Genomic DNA, 17,537 nt, shown 5'->3' on the forward strand with positions numbered 1-17,537 from the left:
CTCAGTCGAGGTGGAAGACCTCGTCGAGGGGCCGCATCCGTTCGTCGGCGTTGCCGTCGCCGACGAAGAACTCCGCCATCTCGGACTGCCAGCGCGCGTTGACCTCGGTGCGCGCCATCTCCGCGAGGGCCGCGTCGAAGTCGTCGCACTCCAGGTAACCGACGAGCAGCCCGTCCTCGGCGAGGAAGAGTGAGTAGTTGTGCCAACCCGCCTCGGTGAGGGCTGCCCGCATCTCCGGCCACACTTCGCGGTGCCGCGCCCGGTACTCCTCGAGCCGGTCCGGGCGGACCCGCAGCGTGAAGCAGACGCGCATGTCAGAAGTCGAACTGGTCGATGTTGTCCTTGTTGAACACCGTCGGCGGACCGAGCACGACCTCGCCCTTGGCGCCCACGGTGTACTCGCCCAGTTCGCCCGCCTTGAACTTCTCGCCCTCGGCACCGGTGATCTGGCCGGACGCGAGCGCCGCGGCGGCGTAGGTGGCGAGCTGGCCCAGCTTGCTCGGGTCCCACAGCGCGAACGAGCCGGCGGTGCCGTCCTGCACGAACTTGCGCATCTGGTTCGGCGTGCCGAGGCCGGTCACCTTGACCTTGCCCTTGTACTCGGACGAGCTGAGGTAGCGCGCGGCCGCCGCGACGCCGACGGTGGTCGGCGAGATGATGCCCTTGAGGTTCGGGTGCGCCTGCAGCAGGCCCTGGGTCTTCTGGAACGACGTCTGGTCGTCGTCGTTGCCGTACGCGGTCTCCACCAGCTTCATGCCCGCGTACTCGGGCTTCGCGAGCTCGGTCTTCATGACCTCGATCCACGCGTTCTGGTTGGTGGCGTTGGGAGTCGCCGACAGGATCGCGATCTCCCCGCTCGCGCCGATCGCCTCGGCCATCAGCTTCACCTGCACGGCGGCGATGTCGTTCGACCGGGCCTGGTTCACGAAGACGTCCCTCGCGTCCGGCGCGGCGTCGGAGTCGAACGTGACGACCTTGAGCCCTTGTGAACGCGCGGTCTTGAGCGCGGGTGCCACCGCGTTGGCGTCGTTCGCGGAGATCACCAGCGCGTCCTGCTTCTGCTGCGCGGCGGTGTTGATGTAGGTGACCTGGGAGGAGGCGGCGGCGTCGGACGGCCCGGTCGCCTTGACCTCGGCCTTGATCGCCGTGCCCGCCTGCTCGGAACCCTTCTGCGCCACGGTGAAGTACGGGTTGTTGACCTGCTTGGGCAGGAACGTGATCTTCAGGCCCTCCTTGAGCGCCGCGCTGGGGTCGCCCTTGGCGGCGTTGGTGGCGCCGCCGGTCTGGTCACCGGCGCTGTCCTTCGTGGTGCCACCGCAGGCGGTGAGCGCGACGGCCCCGGACATCACCAGGGCGAGCACTAGACGTGTGTTCATGTCGCGGCCTTTCGTAGGGTTCCGACGCGTCGGGTGATGGACGGGGCGAGCACGCTCACCAGCAGCAGGAGGCCGGTGACGATGGTGAGGACCTCGGTGGAGGTGTCCTGCAGGATCAGGAGGTTGCGCAGGCCGCCCAGCAGCAGCACGCCCGCGATCACGCCGAAGAGCGATCCCCTGCCGCCGAAGATGGACACGCCGCCGAGCAGCACGGCGGCGACGACGGCCAGTTCGAGCCCGACGCCGTTGTCCGCGCGGGCGCTGGAGAAGCGGAACGTGTAGACGATGCCCGCGATCGCGGCCACGGCCCCGGCGAGCACGAACAGGCTGAGCTTGACGCGCTTGACCCGGATGCCGGAGAAGCGCGCACCCTCCTCGTTGGCGCCGATCGCGTAGACGGACCGGCCGAACGAGCTGGCGTGCAGGGCGACGCCGAACAGGACGGCGAGGACCGCGGCCAGCGCGACCGGGTACGGGATGCCGGTGCCCGGCACCGGGGTGGTGCCGAACGACGTGTAGCTCGCCGGGAAGTCGGCGACCGCCGTGTCGCCCAGCACCACCAGCGCGAGGCCGCGGTAGAGCGCGAGCGTGCCGATGGTGACGGCGAGCGAGGGCAGGCCGAGCCTCGTGACCAGCAGGCCGTTCACCGCTCCGCACAGCGCGCCCGCGACGACCACCGTCGGCAGGATCGTCTCCAGCGGCCAGCCGGCGTTCCACAGCCAGCCGATCAGCGCGCTGGACAGGCCCAGCACCGACGCCACGGACAGGTCGATCTCGCCCGCGACGATCACCAGCGTGAGCGGGAGGGCGATCAGCGCGATCTCGCCGATGTCGAGGCCGAGGTAGAAGAGGTTGCCACCGGACAGGAACGAGCCGTCGGTGCCGACCTGGCCGGTGAGCGCGACCACGACGAGCAGGAACACCAGCGCGGTCTCCCACCGCAGGAGGTTACGCATGGCTGGTCCCTTCGGAGGTGCGCAGGGCTTTGGCCAGTCGCAGTGCCAGGAGCCGGTCGACGGTGATCGCGCTGAGCAGGAGCGCGCCCGCGATCGCCTGCTGCCAGAACGCGGGGATCTGCAGCACCACCAGGCAGCTCGTGATCGTGCCCAGCAGGAGCGCGCCGAGCGCGGCCCCGGTCACCGTGCCGGATCCGCCGAAGATCGCGACGCCGCCGACGACCACCGCGGCGACGACCTGGAGTTCGAGGCCGGTGCCCGCGGCCGCGTCGACGGTGCCGTAGCGGGCCACCCACAGCGCGCCCGCCAGTCCGGCGATCAGCCCGGAGAGCACGAACGTCGTGAGCGTGCGCTTCGCGACCGGGATGCCCGCGAGAGTCGCGGCCTCCGGGTTCGAGCCGATCGCGTAGAGCTCACGGCCGGACCGGTACGAGCGCAGGTACACGCCGGCGACCACGATCACCACGACGGCGACCAGCACGAGTACCGGGACGCCGAGGACGCGGCTGCTGCCGAGGTCCAGCAGGGCGTCGGGGAGGTTGGCGGCGTTGATCTGTTCGCCCTGTGCCAGCGCGTAGTCGATGCCCCGGAACACGTACAGCGTGCCGAGGGTGACGACGAGGCTGGGGACGTTGCCCAGCGCCACCAGCAGTCCGTTGAGGAACCCGCAGGCGAGGCCGACCGCGACGCCGAAGCCGATGCCCAGCAGGAGCGGGGTGCCGGGGTTGTCGGCGAAGTGCTGGGCGGTGAGGAAGGCGGACAGGCCGAGGACCGAGCCGACCGACAGGTCGACGTTGCGGGTGATGACGACGAGGGTCTGGCCCACGGCGAGAAGAGCGACGATCGAGGCGTTGAGGAGGAGGTCGCGGAGGCTTTGCGGCTGGACGAACCTCGGGTTGACGATCGCGGTGGGGAGGACGACGAGGGCCAGCGCCACCACGATGCCGAGCTCGCGCACCCGGCCGACGCGGCTGGTGAGACGGCGGGCGGCGGTGCGCCGGGCCGGTGGGGTGACGGCGGGGGTGAGCTGGGTGGTCATGGCGCCACCGCCTGTCCCGCGGCCGCCATCGCCACCCGTTCCTCCGTCGCCTCGGCCCGCGACAGCTCCTCGACCAGCCGGCCCTCGTGCATCACCAGCACGCGGTCGGCCATGCCGAGCACCTCCGGCAGTTCCGACGAGATCATCAGCACCGCCACGCCCTGCCCGGCCAGTTCGGACAGCAGCCGGTGCACCTCGGCCTTGGTGCCGACGTCGATGCCGCGTGTGGGTTCGTCGACGATCAGCACGGAGGGGGTGCGCGCCAGCCACTTCGCCAGCACGACCTTCTGCTGGTTGCCGCCGGACAGCACGCCGACCGGGTCGCTCAGCTTCGAGAACTTCAGCCGCAGCTTCACCGCCCAGTCCTGGGCGAGAGCACGTTCGGAGCGCCGGCACAGCAGCCCGAACGTCGACAGCCGGCCCAGCGAGGCCAGCGCGGCGTTGCGTTCGATGGACGCGTCCATCACGAGTCCCTGCTGACGGCGGTCCTCCGGCACGAACCCGATGCCCGCCGCCATCGCGGCGGTGGGGGAGCCGTACTTCAGCCGCTTTCCGCCCACGTGCACGGAACCGGCGTCGGGACGGTCGATGCCGAAGACCGCCCGCGCCACCTCGCTGCGTCCGGCGCCGACCAGGCCGGACAGGGCGACGATCTCGCCCGCGCGGACGTCGAACGACACGTCGGTGAACACGCCCTCGCGGGTCAGCCGCTGTACCGAGAGCAGCACGTCACCCGCTGTCGTGTCCTGCTTGGGGAAGAGCTGCGACAGCTCGCGGCCGACCATCCGGCGCACCAAGGAGTCCGGTGTCTCACCGGAGAGCTCGCCGGACCACACGAACTCGCCGTCCCGCAGCACGGTGGCGCGCTGGCACAGCTCGAACACCTCGCCCAGCCGGTGCGAGACGAACAGCACGGCGGCGTCCTGTTCGCGCAACGCGCGCACCACACCGAAGAGCCGCTGGACCTCGTGCTCGGACAGGGCCGCGGTCGGTTCGTCCATGACGATCACGCGGGCGTCGAACGACAACGCCTTGGCGATCTCGACGAGCTGCTGGTCCGCGATGGACAGTCCGCGTGCCGGGCGTGCCGGGTCGAGCTTCACCCCCAGGCGCGAGAACAACTCCGAGGTGCGGGCGTGCATCTCGGTGACGTCGATGCGACGGCCGAACCCGAGTGGCTGACGGCCCATGAACACGTTCTCGGCCACCGACAGGTCGCCGAACAGCGTCGGCTCCTGGTAGATGATCGCGATGCCCGCCGCCAGGGCGTCGGCGGGGCCGGAGAACCGCCGCGCGGCGCCGTCGACCAGCACCTGGCCCGCGTCCGGGCGGTGGACCCCGGCCAGTGTCTTGATCAGCGTCGACTTGCCGGCGCCGTTCTCCCCGAGCAGCGCGTGGGCCTCGCCGGGCAGCAGCCGCAACGACACCCCGGACAACGCGCGGACCGCGCCGAAGGACTTGCTCACCTCGTCCAGTGCCACCACGGGAGGTCGGTCCACGTCCATCTCCTCGATGTTGAAACGTTTTAACGCCTGAGTTACGAGCACTCTGGGTGTGTTACGTCACGATGTCAAGGGTCGCGAGGTACGATTCGTTGTCACGTTTCAACAAAGGAGCCGCCGGTGAAGCCGTCAGTGGGCATCCGCGACGTCGCGCAGCACGCCGGCGTGTCCAACGCGACCGTCTCGAACGTGCTGAACCGGCCCGACGTCGTCGCTCCCGCCACGCGGCAACGGGTGCTCGCCGCCATCGAGGAGCTCGGCTTCGTGCGCAACGAGTCCGCGCGCCAGCTGCGCGCGGGCAGCAGCCGGGTGATCGCCTACGTCGTGCTGGACGCGGCGAACCCGTTCTTCACGGACGTGGCGCGCGGCGTCGAGGACGCGGCGAGGGAAGCGGGTCTCGCGCTGTTCCTGTGCAACAGCGCCTCGGACGGCGGCCGCGAACGCGAGTACCTGGAACTGCTGCACGAGCAACGCGTCGAGGGCATCCTGATCACGCCGGTCGACGCGGCGAGCGCGCGGATCGCCGAGCGCGGCACGCCCGTCGTGCTGGTCGACCGCGAGGCGACGGACGGGACGCGCTGCTCGGTGGCCGTGGACGACGTGCTCGGCGGCGAACTGGCGGTCACGCACCTCATCGAGAACGGGCACACCCGCATCGCGATGATCGGCGGCCCGTTGTCCATCCAGCAGGTGCGCGACCGGCGCGAGGGCGCGATGAGAGCGCTGACGAACGCCGGCCTGCCCGCGGACGCGCTCACGTTCCTCGAGACCAGGAGCCTGCAGGTGGCGGAAGGCCGGGGTGCGGGGGAGCGGCTGGTGGGCCTGCCCGCCTCGCGCCGCCCCACAGCGGCGTTCTGCGCCAACGACCTGCTCGCGCTCGGCCTGCTGCAGTCGATGACGCAGCAGGGCCTGCGCGTGCCGGACGACCTGGCCGTCGTGGGCTACGACGACATCGAGTTCGCCGCGGCGGCCGCCGTGCCGCTGACGTCGGTGCGCCAGCCGCGCGAGCAGCTGGGACGCACCGCCGCCCAGCTGCTGCTGACGGAGAACGAGCCGGACCACGAGCACCGGCACGTGAAGTTCCAGCCGGAGCTCGTGGTCCGGGCGTCCACCGCGATCAAAAGGCGGCCCTGAACCGCGCTATCGGACGAGCAGGATTTCCCTGTCGCTTTCGACGGTGCGCGAACCTTCCGGCGGGAGGTAGACGTTCAGCGACGCGGAGGTGAATGCGACGCCGGGCCGGAACGCTTTCGTGCGCGCCACCACGGTCACGTTCATCCTGTGGTGATCGCCGGTGCACGGAACGTTCGCCGTGTACTTGTCGCCGATCGCGAGCTCGCCGCGCACGTTCTGCGTGACCTGCACCCACAACGAGCCGGTGGCACCGTTCTGGCACATCACCCGCACCGGCACGACGACCGCGACGCCCCGCGCCTGCAGCTCGGCCTGCGACTGGACGGACATCGCGGCCTCCACCGGCGCCGCCGACGCCGGCAATGCGGTGGCCAATGTAGCGGCCGCGGTCAGCACGAACGCCGAAATTGCACGCACGATTTTCACCTCGTTCTCGTGGAAAGAGCGGAATGCGGCCGCAAGCCGACATTAGTCACGAGGTGTTCAACGGTGCGAGGGGCCATTGATCGTCGCGCGAATCCATTGCGCGTGCGCCGGCACGTTCGTGTACAGGCCGGGGCCGTTCGCGCAAAGGACGTCCGTGTCACCAGGGCCCAGCGTCGTGCCGATCAGCTCCCACCGGCCGTGCTTGCCGCGCTGGACCTGCGGGCCGCCCGAGTCGCCGACGCACGCCATCGCGCCCGTCCTCCGGCTGACCGTGCACAACCGCGTCGCGTCGGCGAAGCCCGGCGCGCATTCGGACTCCGCGCCGCGCCGCGCGTCGAGCTGCTGGAGTCGTTCGGCGAACACGGTCTCGGTGATGTCGATCGTGTCCACCGTGGTGCCGAACCCGAGCAGCCGGGTCGGTGTTCCCACCGGGCCTGGCCTGGCGGCCACGCGGATCGGCCGTTCCCGCACCGGGCGGTCGAGCCGGACCAGCGCGATGTCGTGCTGGTTGGGCTGCCCGAGCCGGTAGCCCGGATGCCGCACCACGCGGTCGATGGCGCGCACGGTGCCACCGGACGTCCTGCGGTCGCTGCCGATCCGGACCGTCCCGTCCGGCACCGCTCCCGTCCCCTCGGGGTCGACGCAGTGCGCGGCCGTCACGACCCACCGGGGGTGGATCAGCGACGCCCCGCACACGCCCTTCGCGCCTCCCGCGGCGGGCACGGTCTCCGGGATCGACGCCATGAACTCGTAGCGCTCGGTGGAGTTGTCACCGTTGACGACGGCACCCGCGGTTCCCGTCATCGCCATGGCGCACAGGGCACCTGTCGCAAGGACGAGGGCCGGTTTCAAGCTGGGCATGATCTTCTCTCGTTCGCCGGACATCTGTCCTGATCAGGATGGCCGTGCGGCGCGGATCGATCGATCGAGCCTGCTGGTGTTCCGAGGTGGAGCCTGCTCCACGGTTGGATCACCGATCGGGTGGGCACCCCTGAGCGGTCCCGCCCGGAACGGAAAGGCCGCGCCCATGTCGAACACGAGTCTCCTCGCCGACCGTTACCGGCTGGGTGAGGTGCTCGGCACCGGCGGGGTCGCGCAGGTGCGCCGGGCACGGGACGTGCTGCTGGCCCGTGACGTCGCGGTCAAGCTGTTCCGGCCGGGCGAGGACCTCGCGGACGCACGCCGGATCGACAACGAGATCTGCGCGCTCGCGGGCCTGTCCCATCCCGGCCTGGTCACGGTCTACGACGCGGATCCGGGCGGCGAGACGCCGTACGTGGTGCTGGAGCTGATCGAGGGCCGGACGCTGCGCGACCGCGTCGCGGACGGGCCGATGGCCGTCGAGGACGTGCGCCGCGTCGGTGCGGCCCTGGCCGACGCACTGGCCCACGTGCACGCCCGTGGTTTCGTCCACCGCGACGTCAAGCCGTCCAACGTGCTGCTCGACGACGACGAGATCCCCCGCCTCTCCGACTTCGGCCTGGTCAGCATGGTGGGCGGCAGCGGTATCACGAAGACGGACCAGGTTGTCGGCACGGCCGCCTACCTCGCCCCGGAACAGGTGCGAGGTCAGGAGGTCACCGCCGCGGCCGACGTGTACGCGCTGGGACTGGTGCTGCTGGAGTGCCTGACCGGGCACCGCGAGTACGAGGGCTCGGAGGTCGAGGCCGCCGTCGCCCGCCTGCACCGGCCGCCCGCGATGCCGGACGGACTGCCGTTCGACCTCGTGCGGCTGCTGTCCAGGATGACGGCACTGAGCGCGGCCCGTCGCCCGACGGCGCGCGAGTGCGCCGAGGCACTGCGCTCTCCGGTGGCGGACCCGCCGACTCTCGTCGTGGCCCAGCCACCCCGGTCACGAGGACTGCTCGCGGCCGCGGCGGCCGTGGTGCTGATCTCGGCCGTCGGCACGGGCCTCAGCACGTGGAACAGCGTCACCTCGACGGGGTCGGAGCCGCCGGCCACGAACGCGCCGGCGTCCAACCCCGCGCGCCAGGCGGAGTTCGCTCCCACACCCGTCGTGGTGCAGCCGACCGCTCCGGTCGTCGCACCGGCACCGGTCGAGGTCGTGGACAGGGGCACTCCGGCCGGACCGGGCGGCAAGGCCAAGTCCGGCAAGGGGAAGGACAAGAAGGGCGGGGCCTGACGCCCCGTCAGCGCACGGGCAGCACGATCGCGGACGGTCGCTCCGGTCCGGAATGGACTGACTGGGTGGCCGCGACCATCCTCGTGGCCGTCGCACGGGGTTCACCGGTGCCGGGGTTGCGGGCGTAGCGGGGGAACGCGCCGCTGGAGACCTGCACGCGGATGCGGTGCCCGCGCCGGAACCGGTACGCCGTGGGCCACAACCGGACGGCGGCGCACTGCGGTTCCTCCGCCGATGTGAGGCTCACCAGTCCGTCGCAGACGTTCCACGAACGCCCCTCCGGATCGACGTCGCACAGCCGGACGAACACGTCGGCGTGCGCGAGGCTGGACGAGAACCAGATCTCGGCGCCGACCTCACCGACCACCTCGACGTCCTGATCGAGCACGGGCGTGGTGTAGGTGAGCACGTCCGGCCGGGCCTCCAGAGCGGTGTTGTCGACGCGGCCGCCGTCCCGCGCCAGGCGCACACCCCCGGAGGCGGGGGTGGGGTCGGCGGGGTCGTAGCGGAAGGTGTCGACCGACGACTCGCCCGGTGCCGGGCCGAGCACACCGCCCGCACCGAGGTGGAAGCGCGTGGGCGTGTAGCCCGCCGGCGGCCACGAGTCGAACGGGCGCCACGCGCCCTCGCCCATCACGTACAACTGAACGGGAGCGCGCTCCGGCGGTTCCTCGCCGCGGGCGTGCGCCAGGCCGAACTCCACGGCTTCGCGGACCGGCGCGGCCATGACCTCCGTGTGGGTCCACGGCCCGACGGTCAGCCGCGCGGTGCGGCCGTTGTCCTGCAACGCCTGGAAGTCGCGCAGCTGGCCGGGCAGGAAGATGTCGTACCAGCCGCCGATGGAGCTGACCGGCACGGTCACGCCGGCGACCCGGTGGCTGTGGTCGAACTCCCGCCACCGCGCGGAGTCCGAGGCGTGCACGAGGACGTCCTGGACGTAGTCGGAACGCGAGCCGAACGCCTTGACGTCCGCGTCCCGCAACGGCAGCGTGTGCAGCGCTCGCGCGGTCTTCCTGTCCTGGAACGGTTTGCGCAGCATCGCGAGCGGGCGCTGCTGGGTGCCGACGAGCACGCCCCACTCGAACGGCGTCTCCAGCGACATGCCGTCCGCGCGCAGGAACTCCAGCGTCAGAGCGGACTCCGTCACCACCGGGATCATCGCCTTGACCTGGGGTGGCAGCCGGTCGGCGACCGCCCACTGCACGTGGCCCAGGTAGCTCAGCCCGTAGAGCACGATCGCGTCGCTCCACGGCTGCTCCACCAGCCACTCGAGGGTGGCGAGACCGTCCGCGCGTTCCTGGCGCATCGGGTCGAACGTGCCGCCGGAGCCGAACCCGCCGCGCACGCTCTGGATCACCACCTGGTAGCCGCGTTCGGCCAGCGGCCTCGCCATGACCGACCCGAACAGGCGCCGTCCGTACGGGGACCGGATCAGCGCCGTCGGCAGGCCGTCGCCACCCGAGCGCGGCATCCACCGGTCGGCGAGCAGGTCGACGCCGTCGGGCATGGGGACGCGCAGGTCCCGCTGCACCACGACGTCGCGGGTCAGGGGCGGCGAGAGCTTGAGCCCGCGCTGGAGGAGACGGCTGATCATCGATGCTCCAGGAGCAGGGAGAGCACACCCAGCAGGCGGTCGGTGAACGTCTCGGGATCGGGCGCTCCCGCGACCACCCAGGACGTGACGAACGATCCGGCGCCGCCCGTGATGAACGCGGCGAGGTCCTCAGCGGCCTGGCCGGAGAGTCCGCGCAGGTGTTCGACGGCCTGCCGGTTGACCGGCAGGAGCAGGCTGATCAGCCCCCGGTTCAGCGCGAACGCGCACGACCCGGTGAACAGGGCGCGGTAGAACACCCGGTGGCCGGCGAAGTGCCTGGCCACGGCGAGCGTCTCGGCCCGAGCGTCCACGGGCGGCGTCATCTCGGAGAGGCGGGGTAGCAGTTCACGGCGGGCGAGGTCGAGCCCCGCCTCCAGCAGCAGCGAGTCGAGGTCCCCGAAGTGCTGGTACACGACCCGCCGGCTGACGTCGGCCGACTCGGCGACCTCGGACACCGTGATCGCCGTCGTGCCCCGCGTGCTCACCAGGTCGACCACGGCCGCCAGGACGGCCGCGCGGGTGCGGCGCACCCGGCGGTCGCGTGGCGGCTCGACCTCGCGCAGTTCCATGCGCCAGATCGTGTGACAGCTGTTACTAAATAGTCAAGTGTTACTTTTCTTCGTCGCGGTGGCCGCGCAGCGAACCGGCGTGCGCCTTGGCCGACGGGTCGTTGCGCGTCTTGACGAGGCTGGCGACCGTGACGACGACCAGGATCGCGATGATCACGCCGAGGCTGAGCGGCGTCGGCACCTCGGGCACGCTCGCGGAGATGTCCACGTGCGCCCAGTGCAGGATCAGCTTCACGCCGATGAACGCGAGGATGATCGCCAGTCCCGCCGACAGGTAGACGAGCCGATCGAGCAGGCCCTTGACGAGGAAGAACAGCGCGCGCAGGCCGAGCAGCGCGAAGGCGTTGGCGGTGAAGACGATGTAGGGCTCCTCGGTCACGCCGAACACCGCGGGGATCGAGTCGAGCGCGAAGAGCAGGTCGACGCCGCCGATCGCGACCAGCACGACGAACAGGGGAGTGGCGAACCGCTTGCCGCCGACGCGGGTGAAGATCTTTCCGCCGACGTAGTCGTCCGTCACGGGCAGGAGCTTGCGCGCGGTCTTCACCACGACGTTGTTCTCGACGTCGGGGTCCTCGTCGCGGTGCCGGAACAGCTGCACGGCCGTGAAGATCAGCAACAGCCCGAACAGCAGGAACATGAAGGAGAACAACGACAGCAGCGTCGCGCCGACCGCGATGAAGATGCCTCGCATGATCAGCGCGAGCACGATGCCGAACGTCAGCACCTTGTGCTGGTGCTCCTCGGGCACGAGGAACGTGGTCATGATGATCACGAAGACGAAGAGGTTGTCGACCGACAGGCTCTTCTCGACGATGTAGCCGGCGAAGTACTCCGCCCCGAACCCGCCGCCGTGCGCGCTCGCGAACCACACGCCGAAGCCGATGGCCACGAGGATGTAGAACACCGACCACAGACTGGCTTCGCGGAAGCCGATCCGGTGCGGTCGCCACGCCGCGAGCACGAGGTCGACCGCCAGCAGCGCGACGATCACCCCGATCGTCGTCGCCCACGTCAGTCCGCTGATCTCCAGCACCGCAAGTCCCTCCACCCGCCCGGTCCGTCCCCAATGGACGTTACCGGGCGGTGGAGGCGGGTGTCAGGACGTCAGGGTGTGTCGAACTCGGGTGTCAGGACGCGGTCGAACCCGACCCGCCGGGCGGGGCCGGTCATCGTGAGCTTCAACGAGGTGTGGATGTTCGCGCTCGACGTGCCGACGTGCAGCTCGACGTCGCCGGGATCGACCTGGCGGTGGCCCGCGCGGCCGGTGTAGGAGGTGAGGTCCGCGTGCAGCCGCGCGGTGACCGTGCGGGTCTGGCCCGCGGCGAGGTCCACCTTCACCGCGCCGATCAGCTGGCGGACGGGCCGGGCGACCTCCGCCACCGGGTCGTGCAGGTAGATCTGGACGACCTCGGCGGTCGCGACGTCCGTGTCGTTGCGCAGGACGACGTGCACCGCGCAGGTGCCGTCGGTCGGCCACTCGCGTTCCTCGCACCCCGCCGTCACCCACGTGGCGGACGCGTAGGACAGGCCGTGGCCGAACGGGAACAACGGCGTCGGGTCGACCGTGCTGACCTCGCTGCGCGTGCCGAGCGGGGCGCTGAGGTACGTGGACGGCTGGGTCGAGCCGGAGCCGGGGAAGCTGACCGGGAGCCTGCCGGACGGGTTGACGCGCCCGCTGAGGACACCGGCCAGTGCCGCCGCGCCCTCCTGGCCGGGGTAGAAGCCGCACACGACGGCGGCGAGCCGGTCGACCTGCCGGGACAGGTCGTAGGGCCGGCCCGACAGCAGCACGAGCACCACCGGCATGCCGGTGCCGAGCACCGCTTCCAGCAGTTCCTCCTGGCGGCCGGGCAACCTCAGGTCCGCGACGTCGCACCCCTCGCCGGACGTGCCCTTGCCGAACAGGCCGGCCTGGTCACCCAGCACCACGACGCAGACCTCCGCCTGCCGCGCGGCCTCGACCGCCTCGGCGATCTCGTCGTCGGTCCCGCCGAGCACCGGGCATCCCCGCGCGAACACCACGTCGTGGTCCTCGCGCAGCGCCTCCAGCACGGTGGCGACCTCGATGCCCATCTCGGCGTCCGGGTGGTGCACACCGACGTGCAACGGGAAGGAGTAGCAGCCCATCATCGCGCCGGGCTCGTCCGCGCGCGGGCCGACGACGGCCAGTCGCCGGCCGGCCAACGGCAGCACGCCGTCGTTCTGCAGCAACACGATCGAGCGTTCGGCCACCTCGCGGGCGAGCGCACGGGACTCGGCGTCGTCCAGGTCGAGGTTCGCGTCGGGCGCGGGGGAGTAGCCGGGGTCGAGCAGGCCCAGTTCGAACTTCTGCGCCAGCACCCGGGACAGCGCCCGGTCGACGACCGCCTCGTCCACGCGGCCGGAGTGGAGGCCTTCGAGCAGCGGCTCGCCGTAGCAGTCCACAGTGGGCAGTTCGACGTCGATGCCCGCAGTCAGGGCCTGGGCCGCCGCGTCCTCGCGTCCGGCGGCCACACCGTGCAGCTTGTGCAGGAACGCCACCGAGAAGTAGTCGGCGACCACGGTGCCGGTGAAGCCGTACTCGCCGCGAAGCCGCTCGGTGAGCATCGCCGGGTCGGCCGCGACGGGGACGCCGTCGTTGTCGGAGTAGGAGTTCATCACCGACCTGGCGCCGGCGCGCAGCGCCATCTCGAACGGCGGCAGGAGCACGTCCGCGAGTTCGCGGGGCCCGATCGACACCGGCGCGAGGTTGCGTCCCGCGCGGGAGGCCGAGTACCCGGCGAAGTGCTTCAGCGTCGACACGATCCCGGCCGACTCCAGGCCCGCGACGTAGGCGGCACCGATGGTGCCCACGAGGTGCGGGTCCTCGCCGATGGTCTCCTCGACCCGGCCCCAGCGCAGGTCGCGTGCGACGTCGAGCACCGGTGCCAGGCCCTGGTGCACGCCGAGGCGGCGCATCGAGTCGCCGATGCGCGCGGCCATGCGCCGCACCAGGTCCGGTTCGAAGGTCGCGCCCCAGCACAGCGGCGAGGGGTGCACGGTCGCCTGCCACGCGGCCAGTCCGGTCAGGCACTCCTCGTGCGCCACGGCGGGAATCCCGAAGCGGCTCGCCTCGATGATCTGCCGCTGGGTGCGCGCGAGCGTGCGGGCGCCGACCTCCGGCGCGATCGGCCGGGTGCCGAAGACGCGGGTGAGCTGGCCGAGGCCGTGGCGGGTCAGCTCGTCGAAGTCCTGCGGTGCCACGGCGAACTCGTGCTGGTGCGGGGCCATCTCGCCGGCGGCGTCGATGCCGGCCCAGATGCCCTGCAGCTGCGCGATCTTCTCCTGCGGGGTCATCCGCGCGACGAGGTCGCGCACGCGGTCGGCCACGGGGGCGTGCGGGTTCCGCCAGATCTCGTCCGGCGTGGTCGCTTCTGTCGTCACAACAACCTCAGGGGTTCAGTGGGCGGGTCGACTGCCGGACGACCAGTTCGGTGCCCAGGGTGATGTGGGTTTCGTCGGGCTCGGCGCCGTTGATGAGCCGCACCAGCAACTCGACGGCGCGGTGGCCCATCTCCCGGATCGGCTGCTGCACCGTCGAGAGCGGCGGTGTGCACAGCGCGGACTCGGGGATGTTGTCGAAGCCGACCACCGACAGGTCCTCCGGCACCCGCAGGCCGAGCTCGCGGGCGGCGTCGATGGCCGCGATGGCGGTGGTGTCGTTGGCGGCGAAGATGGCGGTGGGCCGGTCGGGCCGGCTCAGCAGGTACCGCGCGGACGCGGCGGCGACGTCCGCGTCGTAGTCACCGCGCCGGACCAGCGTCTCGTCCACCGCGACACCCGCGCTGGCGAGGGCTCCGCGGTAGCCGGTTTCGCGCTGCTGCGCGGACTTCAGGTCCTCGCGGCCGGTGAGCAGCCCGATCCGGCGGTGGCCGAGCGCGAGCAGGTGCTCGGTCGCGAGCCGTCCGCCGTGCAGGTTGTCCGAGTCGACCGTGGGCAGCGCCGCGCGACCGGTGTGCGGGTCGACCGCGACGACCGGCGTGCCGGGCAGGCCTTCGAGGTCGACGGCCGGCGTGACCAGCACGGCACCGTCGACGAGCGTGCCGCTCAGCCGGGTGAGGTAGCGCTGCTCCCAGCCGTGGGGGTCGCCGGTGCGGCCGCCCGCCGAGTACACGACGAGCTCGAAACCGGTGCCGCGGATGGCATCCGCCGCACCCTTGAGCAGTTCGGTGCTGAACGGCTCGATGTCGGCGACCAGGATGCCGATGACGTTCGTGCGGTGGTTGCGCAAGCTCTGCGCGACGAGGCTGGCCTCGTAGCCCATGTCCTTGATCACGGCGGTGACCCGCGCGAACGTCTCCGCGGAGACGCCGTACCGCTGGTTGAGGACCTTGGACACGGTGGCAACCGAGACGCCGGCCTGAGCGGCGACGTCCTTGATCGTGACGCGAGAGCGTGGAGGCACCGGGACAGGCTAGCCGTGTAAAACGTTATCGACAACGATTGACACGAGCCGGATTTCACGCAAGTCTCTGGCCCCAACACAGGCAGTCCAACTCGGCCGACGTCGTCAGGAGTGGACCCGAAATGCGTTCCAGAAAGCCCCTTGCCCTCTTCGCCGCCGCGGCACTCGCGCTGGCGGGGTGCAGCGGCGGCGGCGGTGACGCCTCCGCCGAAGGTCCCGTCACCCTCACCTGGTGGCACAACCGGACCACCGAGCCCATGAAGTCGAAGTGGCAGCAGATCGCCGACGACTTCCACAAGACCCACCCGAACACCTCGTTCACGATCGAACCGCTGCAGAACGAGCAGTTCCAGACCAAGGTGCCGCTCGCCCTGCAGGGCAACACGCCGCCGGACCTCTTCCAGCAGTGGGGCGGCGGAGCACTCGCCGACCAGCTGAAGTCCGGCAAGATCGCCGACATCACGCAGGCCTCGTCGGGCTGGATCGGCCCGCTGGCCAAGAACGCCGACGGCTGGAAGGTCGGCGGCAAGCAGTACGGCGCGCCGTACCTGATGCACGCGGTCGGGTTCTGGTACCGCAAGGACCTCTTCGCCAGCGCGGGGATCACCTCGACACCGACCACGCTGGACGAGCTGAACGCGGCGGTCGCGAAGCTGAAGACCGCGGGCGTCGTGCCGATCGCGCTCGGCGGCAAGGACCGCTGGCCCGACGCGTTCTACTGGGCCTACTTCGCGGTGCGCCAGTGCTCGGTCGACACGCTGAAGAAGGCGGTCGAGAAGACCGAGCTCACCGACCCGTGCTTCCTCAAGGCGGGCGAGAACCTCAAGAGCTTCCTGGACACGAAACCGTTCCAGGACGGGTTCGTCGGGACGCCCGCTCAGCAGGGGGCGGGCAGCTCGGCGGGCCTGGTGGCCAACGGCAAGGCCGCCATGGAGCTGCAGGGCGACTGGGATCCCGACGTGATGCAGGCGCTCACCGAGGACAAGGAGCTCGGCTCGAAGATCGGCTGGTTCCCGTTCCCGAGCGTGCCGGGCGGGCAGGGCGATCCGAGCGTGCTGCTCGGCGGCGGTGACGGGTTCTCCTGCACCACCCGCGCGGCCAAGGCGTGTGCCGAGTTCCTCGGGCACCTCGTGAGCGACGACGTGCAGAAGATCCTCGCCGAGACCAACTCCGGTCTGCCGGTGACCCCTGCCGGGGTGGCCGCGCTGAAGAGCGAGCCGCACAAGCAGATCGCCGAGGCCATGACCAAGGCGTCGCACCTGCAGTTCTACTTCGACACCGCGTTCCCGACCAAGGTCGGTCAGGCCCTCAACGACACCATCGCGAACTTCTTCGCGGGCCAGGGCGGACCCGACACCATCGTGAAATCGGTGAGCGAAGCAGCAGCCGGGAACAAATGATGAGTGCCGCGATCACCACGCGGCCGCCGACCGCCCCCGTGCCGCACGCGCCAGCGGCCGGGGGCACCCGGCGGCGGTCCCGACTCCGCCAACGCCTCGAGCTCGCGTTCCTGCTGACCCCGGCTCTGCTGCTGTTCACCGGGTTCGTGCTGGTGCCGATCGGCGTGGCGGCGTACTACAGCCTCTACTCCTGGAACGGCTTCGGCCCGCTCACCGACTTCGTCGGACTGGGCAACTACGTCGAGGCGTTCTCCGGTGACGTGTTCCAGAGCGCCATCGGGCACAACCTGATCATCGCCACGCTCTCCATCGTCGTGCAGCTGCCGCTGAGCATCGGCCTGGCGCTGCTGCTCAACCGGAAGCTGCGCGGCCGGACGTTCCTGCGGATGGTGGTCTTCGCGCCGTACGTGCTGTCCGAGGCGGTGACCGCGGTGATCTGGCTGCTCATGTTGCAGCCGGGCGGTTTCGTCGACGAGATCCTGCGCGGCGTGGGCCTGGGCGGTCTCGTGCAGCTGTGGCTCGCCGACCAGTCGCTCGTGCTCTACACGCTCTTCCTGGTGATCACGTGGAAGTACATCGGCTTCGGCGTGATCCTGCTGCTGGCCGGCCTTCAGGGCGTTCCTCCCGAGCTGCGGGAGGCCGCCGCGCTGGACGGCGCGACCGCGTGGCAGACCACCCGGCACGTCGTGCTTCCGCTGCTGGGACCGACCATCAGGATCTGGGTGTTCCTGTCCGTGATCGGGTCGTTGCAGCTCTTCGACCTGGTGTGGATCATGACGCTGGGCGGTCCCGCCAACGCGTCGACGACCATGGCCACCTACCTGGTCGACCACGGCTTCAAGCGCTACGAGTTCGGTTTCGGCAGCGCGGTCGCGGTGATCCTGTTCATCATCTGCTTCCTGTTCGCGTTGCTGTACCAGAGGTTCGCTCTGCGTCGCGACACCCAGGGCGCGTTGACGGGAGTGCGCTGAG

At 70.8% G+C, this 17,537-nt stretch carries 16 protein-coding genes; 4 read left to right on the top strand and 12 right to left on the bottom strand.

Annotated features, from left to right (window positions below; translation table 11 throughout):
* Position 1: 1 nt before the first annotated feature.
* Genes ORI60_RS25645 through ORI60_RS25665 form a run of 5 tightly spaced genes read right to left on the bottom strand, consistent with a single transcriptional unit; the run spans position 2 to position 4,876 of the window.
* Complete coding sequence (locus ORI60_RS25645) at positions 2–313, bottom strand: L-rhamnose mutarotase (RefSeq protein ID WP_266040449.1); 312 nt, start codon at positions 311–313, stop codon at positions 2–4.
* Position 314: 1 nt separating this feature from the next.
* Positions 315–1,376 (bottom strand): rhamnose ABC transporter substrate-binding protein, encoded by a 1,062-nt coding sequence (rhaS, locus tag ORI60_RS25650; RefSeq protein WP_266040450.1) that lies wholly within the window; start codon positions 1,374–1,376, stop codon positions 315–317.
* A complete protein-coding gene (locus tag ORI60_RS25655) occupies positions 1,373–2,332 on the bottom strand; it encodes an ABC transporter permease (protein WP_266040451.1) in 960 nt (319 codons plus the stop codon). The genes rhaS and ORI60_RS25655 overlap by 4 nt, the downstream gene beginning before the upstream one ends.
* Positions 2,325–3,371, bottom strand: coding sequence for an ABC transporter permease (locus ORI60_RS25660; RefSeq protein ID WP_266040452.1), 1,047 nt, complete (start codon positions 3,369–3,371; stop codon positions 2,325–2,327). The genes ORI60_RS25655 and ORI60_RS25660 overlap by 8 nt, the downstream gene beginning before the upstream one ends.
* On the bottom strand, positions 3,368–4,876 hold the full coding sequence (locus ORI60_RS25665; protein WP_416234488.1) for a sugar ABC transporter ATP-binding protein: 1,509 nt from the start codon (positions 4,874–4,876) through the stop codon (positions 3,368–3,370). Before ORI60_RS25665 ends, ORI60_RS25660 begins: the two co-directional genes overlap by 4 nt.
* Before the next feature lie 117 nt (positions 4,877–4,993).
* On the opposite strand from ORI60_RS25665, the gene ORI60_RS25670 reads away from it, so the two are divergent.
* Entirely contained in the window at positions 4,994–6,007 is a 1,014-nt protein-coding gene (locus ORI60_RS25670; RefSeq protein ID WP_266040454.1) for a LacI family DNA-binding transcriptional regulator, read from the top strand.
* A gap of 6 nt (positions 6,008–6,013) precedes the next feature.
* Here the strand turns inward: ORI60_RS25670 and ORI60_RS25675 are convergent, their stop codons facing one another.
* Positions 6,014–6,424: a hypothetical protein gene (locus tag ORI60_RS25675; RefSeq protein WP_266040455.1), complete on the bottom strand. Its 411-nt coding sequence runs from the start codon at positions 6,422–6,424 to the stop codon at positions 6,014–6,016.
* 66 nt (positions 6,425–6,490) lie between these two features.
* Positions 6,491–7,243: a S1 family peptidase gene (locus tag ORI60_RS25680; RefSeq protein WP_266040456.1), complete on the bottom strand. Its 753-nt coding sequence runs from the start codon at positions 7,241–7,243 to the stop codon at positions 6,491–6,493.
* 217 nt (positions 7,244–7,460) lie between these two features.
* On the opposite strand from ORI60_RS25680, the gene ORI60_RS25685 reads away from it, so the two are divergent.
* Positions 7,461–8,576, top strand: coding sequence for a serine/threonine-protein kinase (locus ORI60_RS25685; protein ID WP_266040457.1), 1,116 nt, complete (start codon positions 7,461–7,463; stop codon positions 8,574–8,576).
* A 7-nt stretch (positions 8,577–8,583) separates the two neighbouring features.
* On the opposite strand, the gene ORI60_RS25690 is transcribed toward ORI60_RS25685, so the two are convergent.
* The 5 genes from ORI60_RS25690 to ORI60_RS25710 form a co-directional block, all read right to left on the bottom strand.
* A complete protein-coding gene (locus ORI60_RS25690; RefSeq protein WP_266040458.1) occupies positions 8,584–10,170 on the bottom strand; it encodes a CocE/NonD family hydrolase in 1,587 nt (528 codons plus the stop codon).
* Positions 10,167–10,739 (bottom strand): TetR/AcrR family transcriptional regulator, encoded by a 573-nt coding sequence (locus tag ORI60_RS25695; protein ID WP_266040460.1) that lies wholly within the window; start codon positions 10,737–10,739, stop codon positions 10,167–10,169. Before ORI60_RS25695 ends, ORI60_RS25690 begins: the two co-directional genes overlap by 4 nt.
* A gap of 40 nt (positions 10,740–10,779) precedes the next feature.
* Positions 10,780–11,775: a TerC family protein gene (locus tag ORI60_RS25700; protein ID WP_266040545.1), complete on the bottom strand. Its 996-nt coding sequence runs from the start codon at positions 11,773–11,775 to the stop codon at positions 10,780–10,782.
* Between the two features lie 71 nt (positions 11,776–11,846).
* Complete coding sequence (locus ORI60_RS25705) at positions 11,847–14,144, bottom strand: beta-glucosidase (RefSeq protein ID WP_266040461.1); 2,298 nt, start codon at positions 14,142–14,144, stop codon at positions 11,847–11,849.
* Between the two features lie 7 nt (positions 14,145–14,151).
* The gene (locus ORI60_RS25710) at positions 14,152–15,165 is read right to left on the bottom strand and encodes a LacI family DNA-binding transcriptional regulator (RefSeq protein ID WP_266040462.1); all 1,014 of its coding nucleotides are present in this window, start codon (positions 15,163–15,165) and stop codon (positions 14,152–14,154) included.
* 122 nt (positions 15,166–15,287) lie between these two features.
* Here ORI60_RS25710 and ORI60_RS25715 point away from each other — a divergent pair, with 122 nt between their 5' ends.
* Both ORI60_RS25715 and ORI60_RS25720 read left to right on the top strand, forming a co-directional pair.
* Complete coding sequence (locus tag ORI60_RS25715; protein ID WP_266040464.1) at positions 15,288–16,565, top strand: extracellular solute-binding protein; 1,278 nt, start codon at positions 15,288–15,290, stop codon at positions 16,563–16,565.
* Positions 16,565–17,536, top strand: a complete 972-nt coding sequence (locus ORI60_RS25720; protein WP_266040466.1) for a carbohydrate ABC transporter permease — start codon at positions 16,565–16,567, stop codon at positions 17,534–17,536. Before ORI60_RS25715 ends, ORI60_RS25720 begins: the two co-directional genes overlap by 1 nt.
* Position 17,537: the final 1 nt, after the last annotated feature.

Origin of the sequence: Lentzea sp. NEAU-D7, assembly GCF_026242055.1 — a bacterium.
Classification (GTDB): domain Bacteria; phylum Actinomycetota; class Actinomycetes; order Mycobacteriales; family Pseudonocardiaceae; genus Lentzea.

Coding starts and splice junctions, on each gene's coding strand:
- ORI60_RS25720 (WP_266040466.1), top strand. CDS start 16,565: ATGAGTGCCGCGATCACCACGCGGCCGCCGACCGCCCCCGTGCCGCAC.
- ORI60_RS25695 (WP_266040460.1), bottom strand. CDS start 10,739: ATGGAACTGCGCGAGGTCGAGCCGCCACGCGACCGCCGGGTGCGCCGC.
- ORI60_RS25660 (WP_266040452.1), bottom strand. CDS start 3,371: ATGACCACCCAGCTCACCCCCGCCGTCACCCCACCGGCCCGGCGCACC.
- ORI60_RS25715 (WP_266040464.1), top strand. CDS start 15,288: ATGCGTTCCAGAAAGCCCCTTGCCCTCTTCGCCGCCGCGGCACTCGCG.
- ORI60_RS25685 (WP_266040457.1), top strand. CDS start 7,461: ATGTCGAACACGAGTCTCCTCGCCGACCGTTACCGGCTGGGTGAGGTG.
- ORI60_RS25645 (WP_266040449.1), bottom strand. CDS start 313: ATGCGCGTCTGCTTCACGCTGCGGGTCCGCCCGGACCGGCTCGAGGAG.
- ORI60_RS25655 (WP_266040451.1), bottom strand. CDS start 2,332: ATGCGTAACCTCCTGCGGTGGGAGACCGCGCTGGTGTTCCTGCTCGTC.
- ORI60_RS25680 (WP_266040456.1), bottom strand. CDS start 7,243: ATGGCGATGACGGGAACCGCGGGTGCCGTCGTCAACGGTGACAACTCC.
- ORI60_RS25665 (WP_416234488.1), bottom strand. CDS start 4,876: ATGGACGTGGACCGACCTCCCGTGGTGGCACTGGACGAGGTGAGCAAG.
- rhaS (WP_266040450.1), bottom strand. CDS start 1,376: ATGAACACACGTCTAGTGCTCGCCCTGGTGATGTCCGGGGCCGTCGCG.
- ORI60_RS25690 (WP_266040458.1), bottom strand. CDS start 10,170: ATGATCAGCCGTCTCCTCCAGCGCGGGCTCAAGCTCTCGCCGCCCCTG.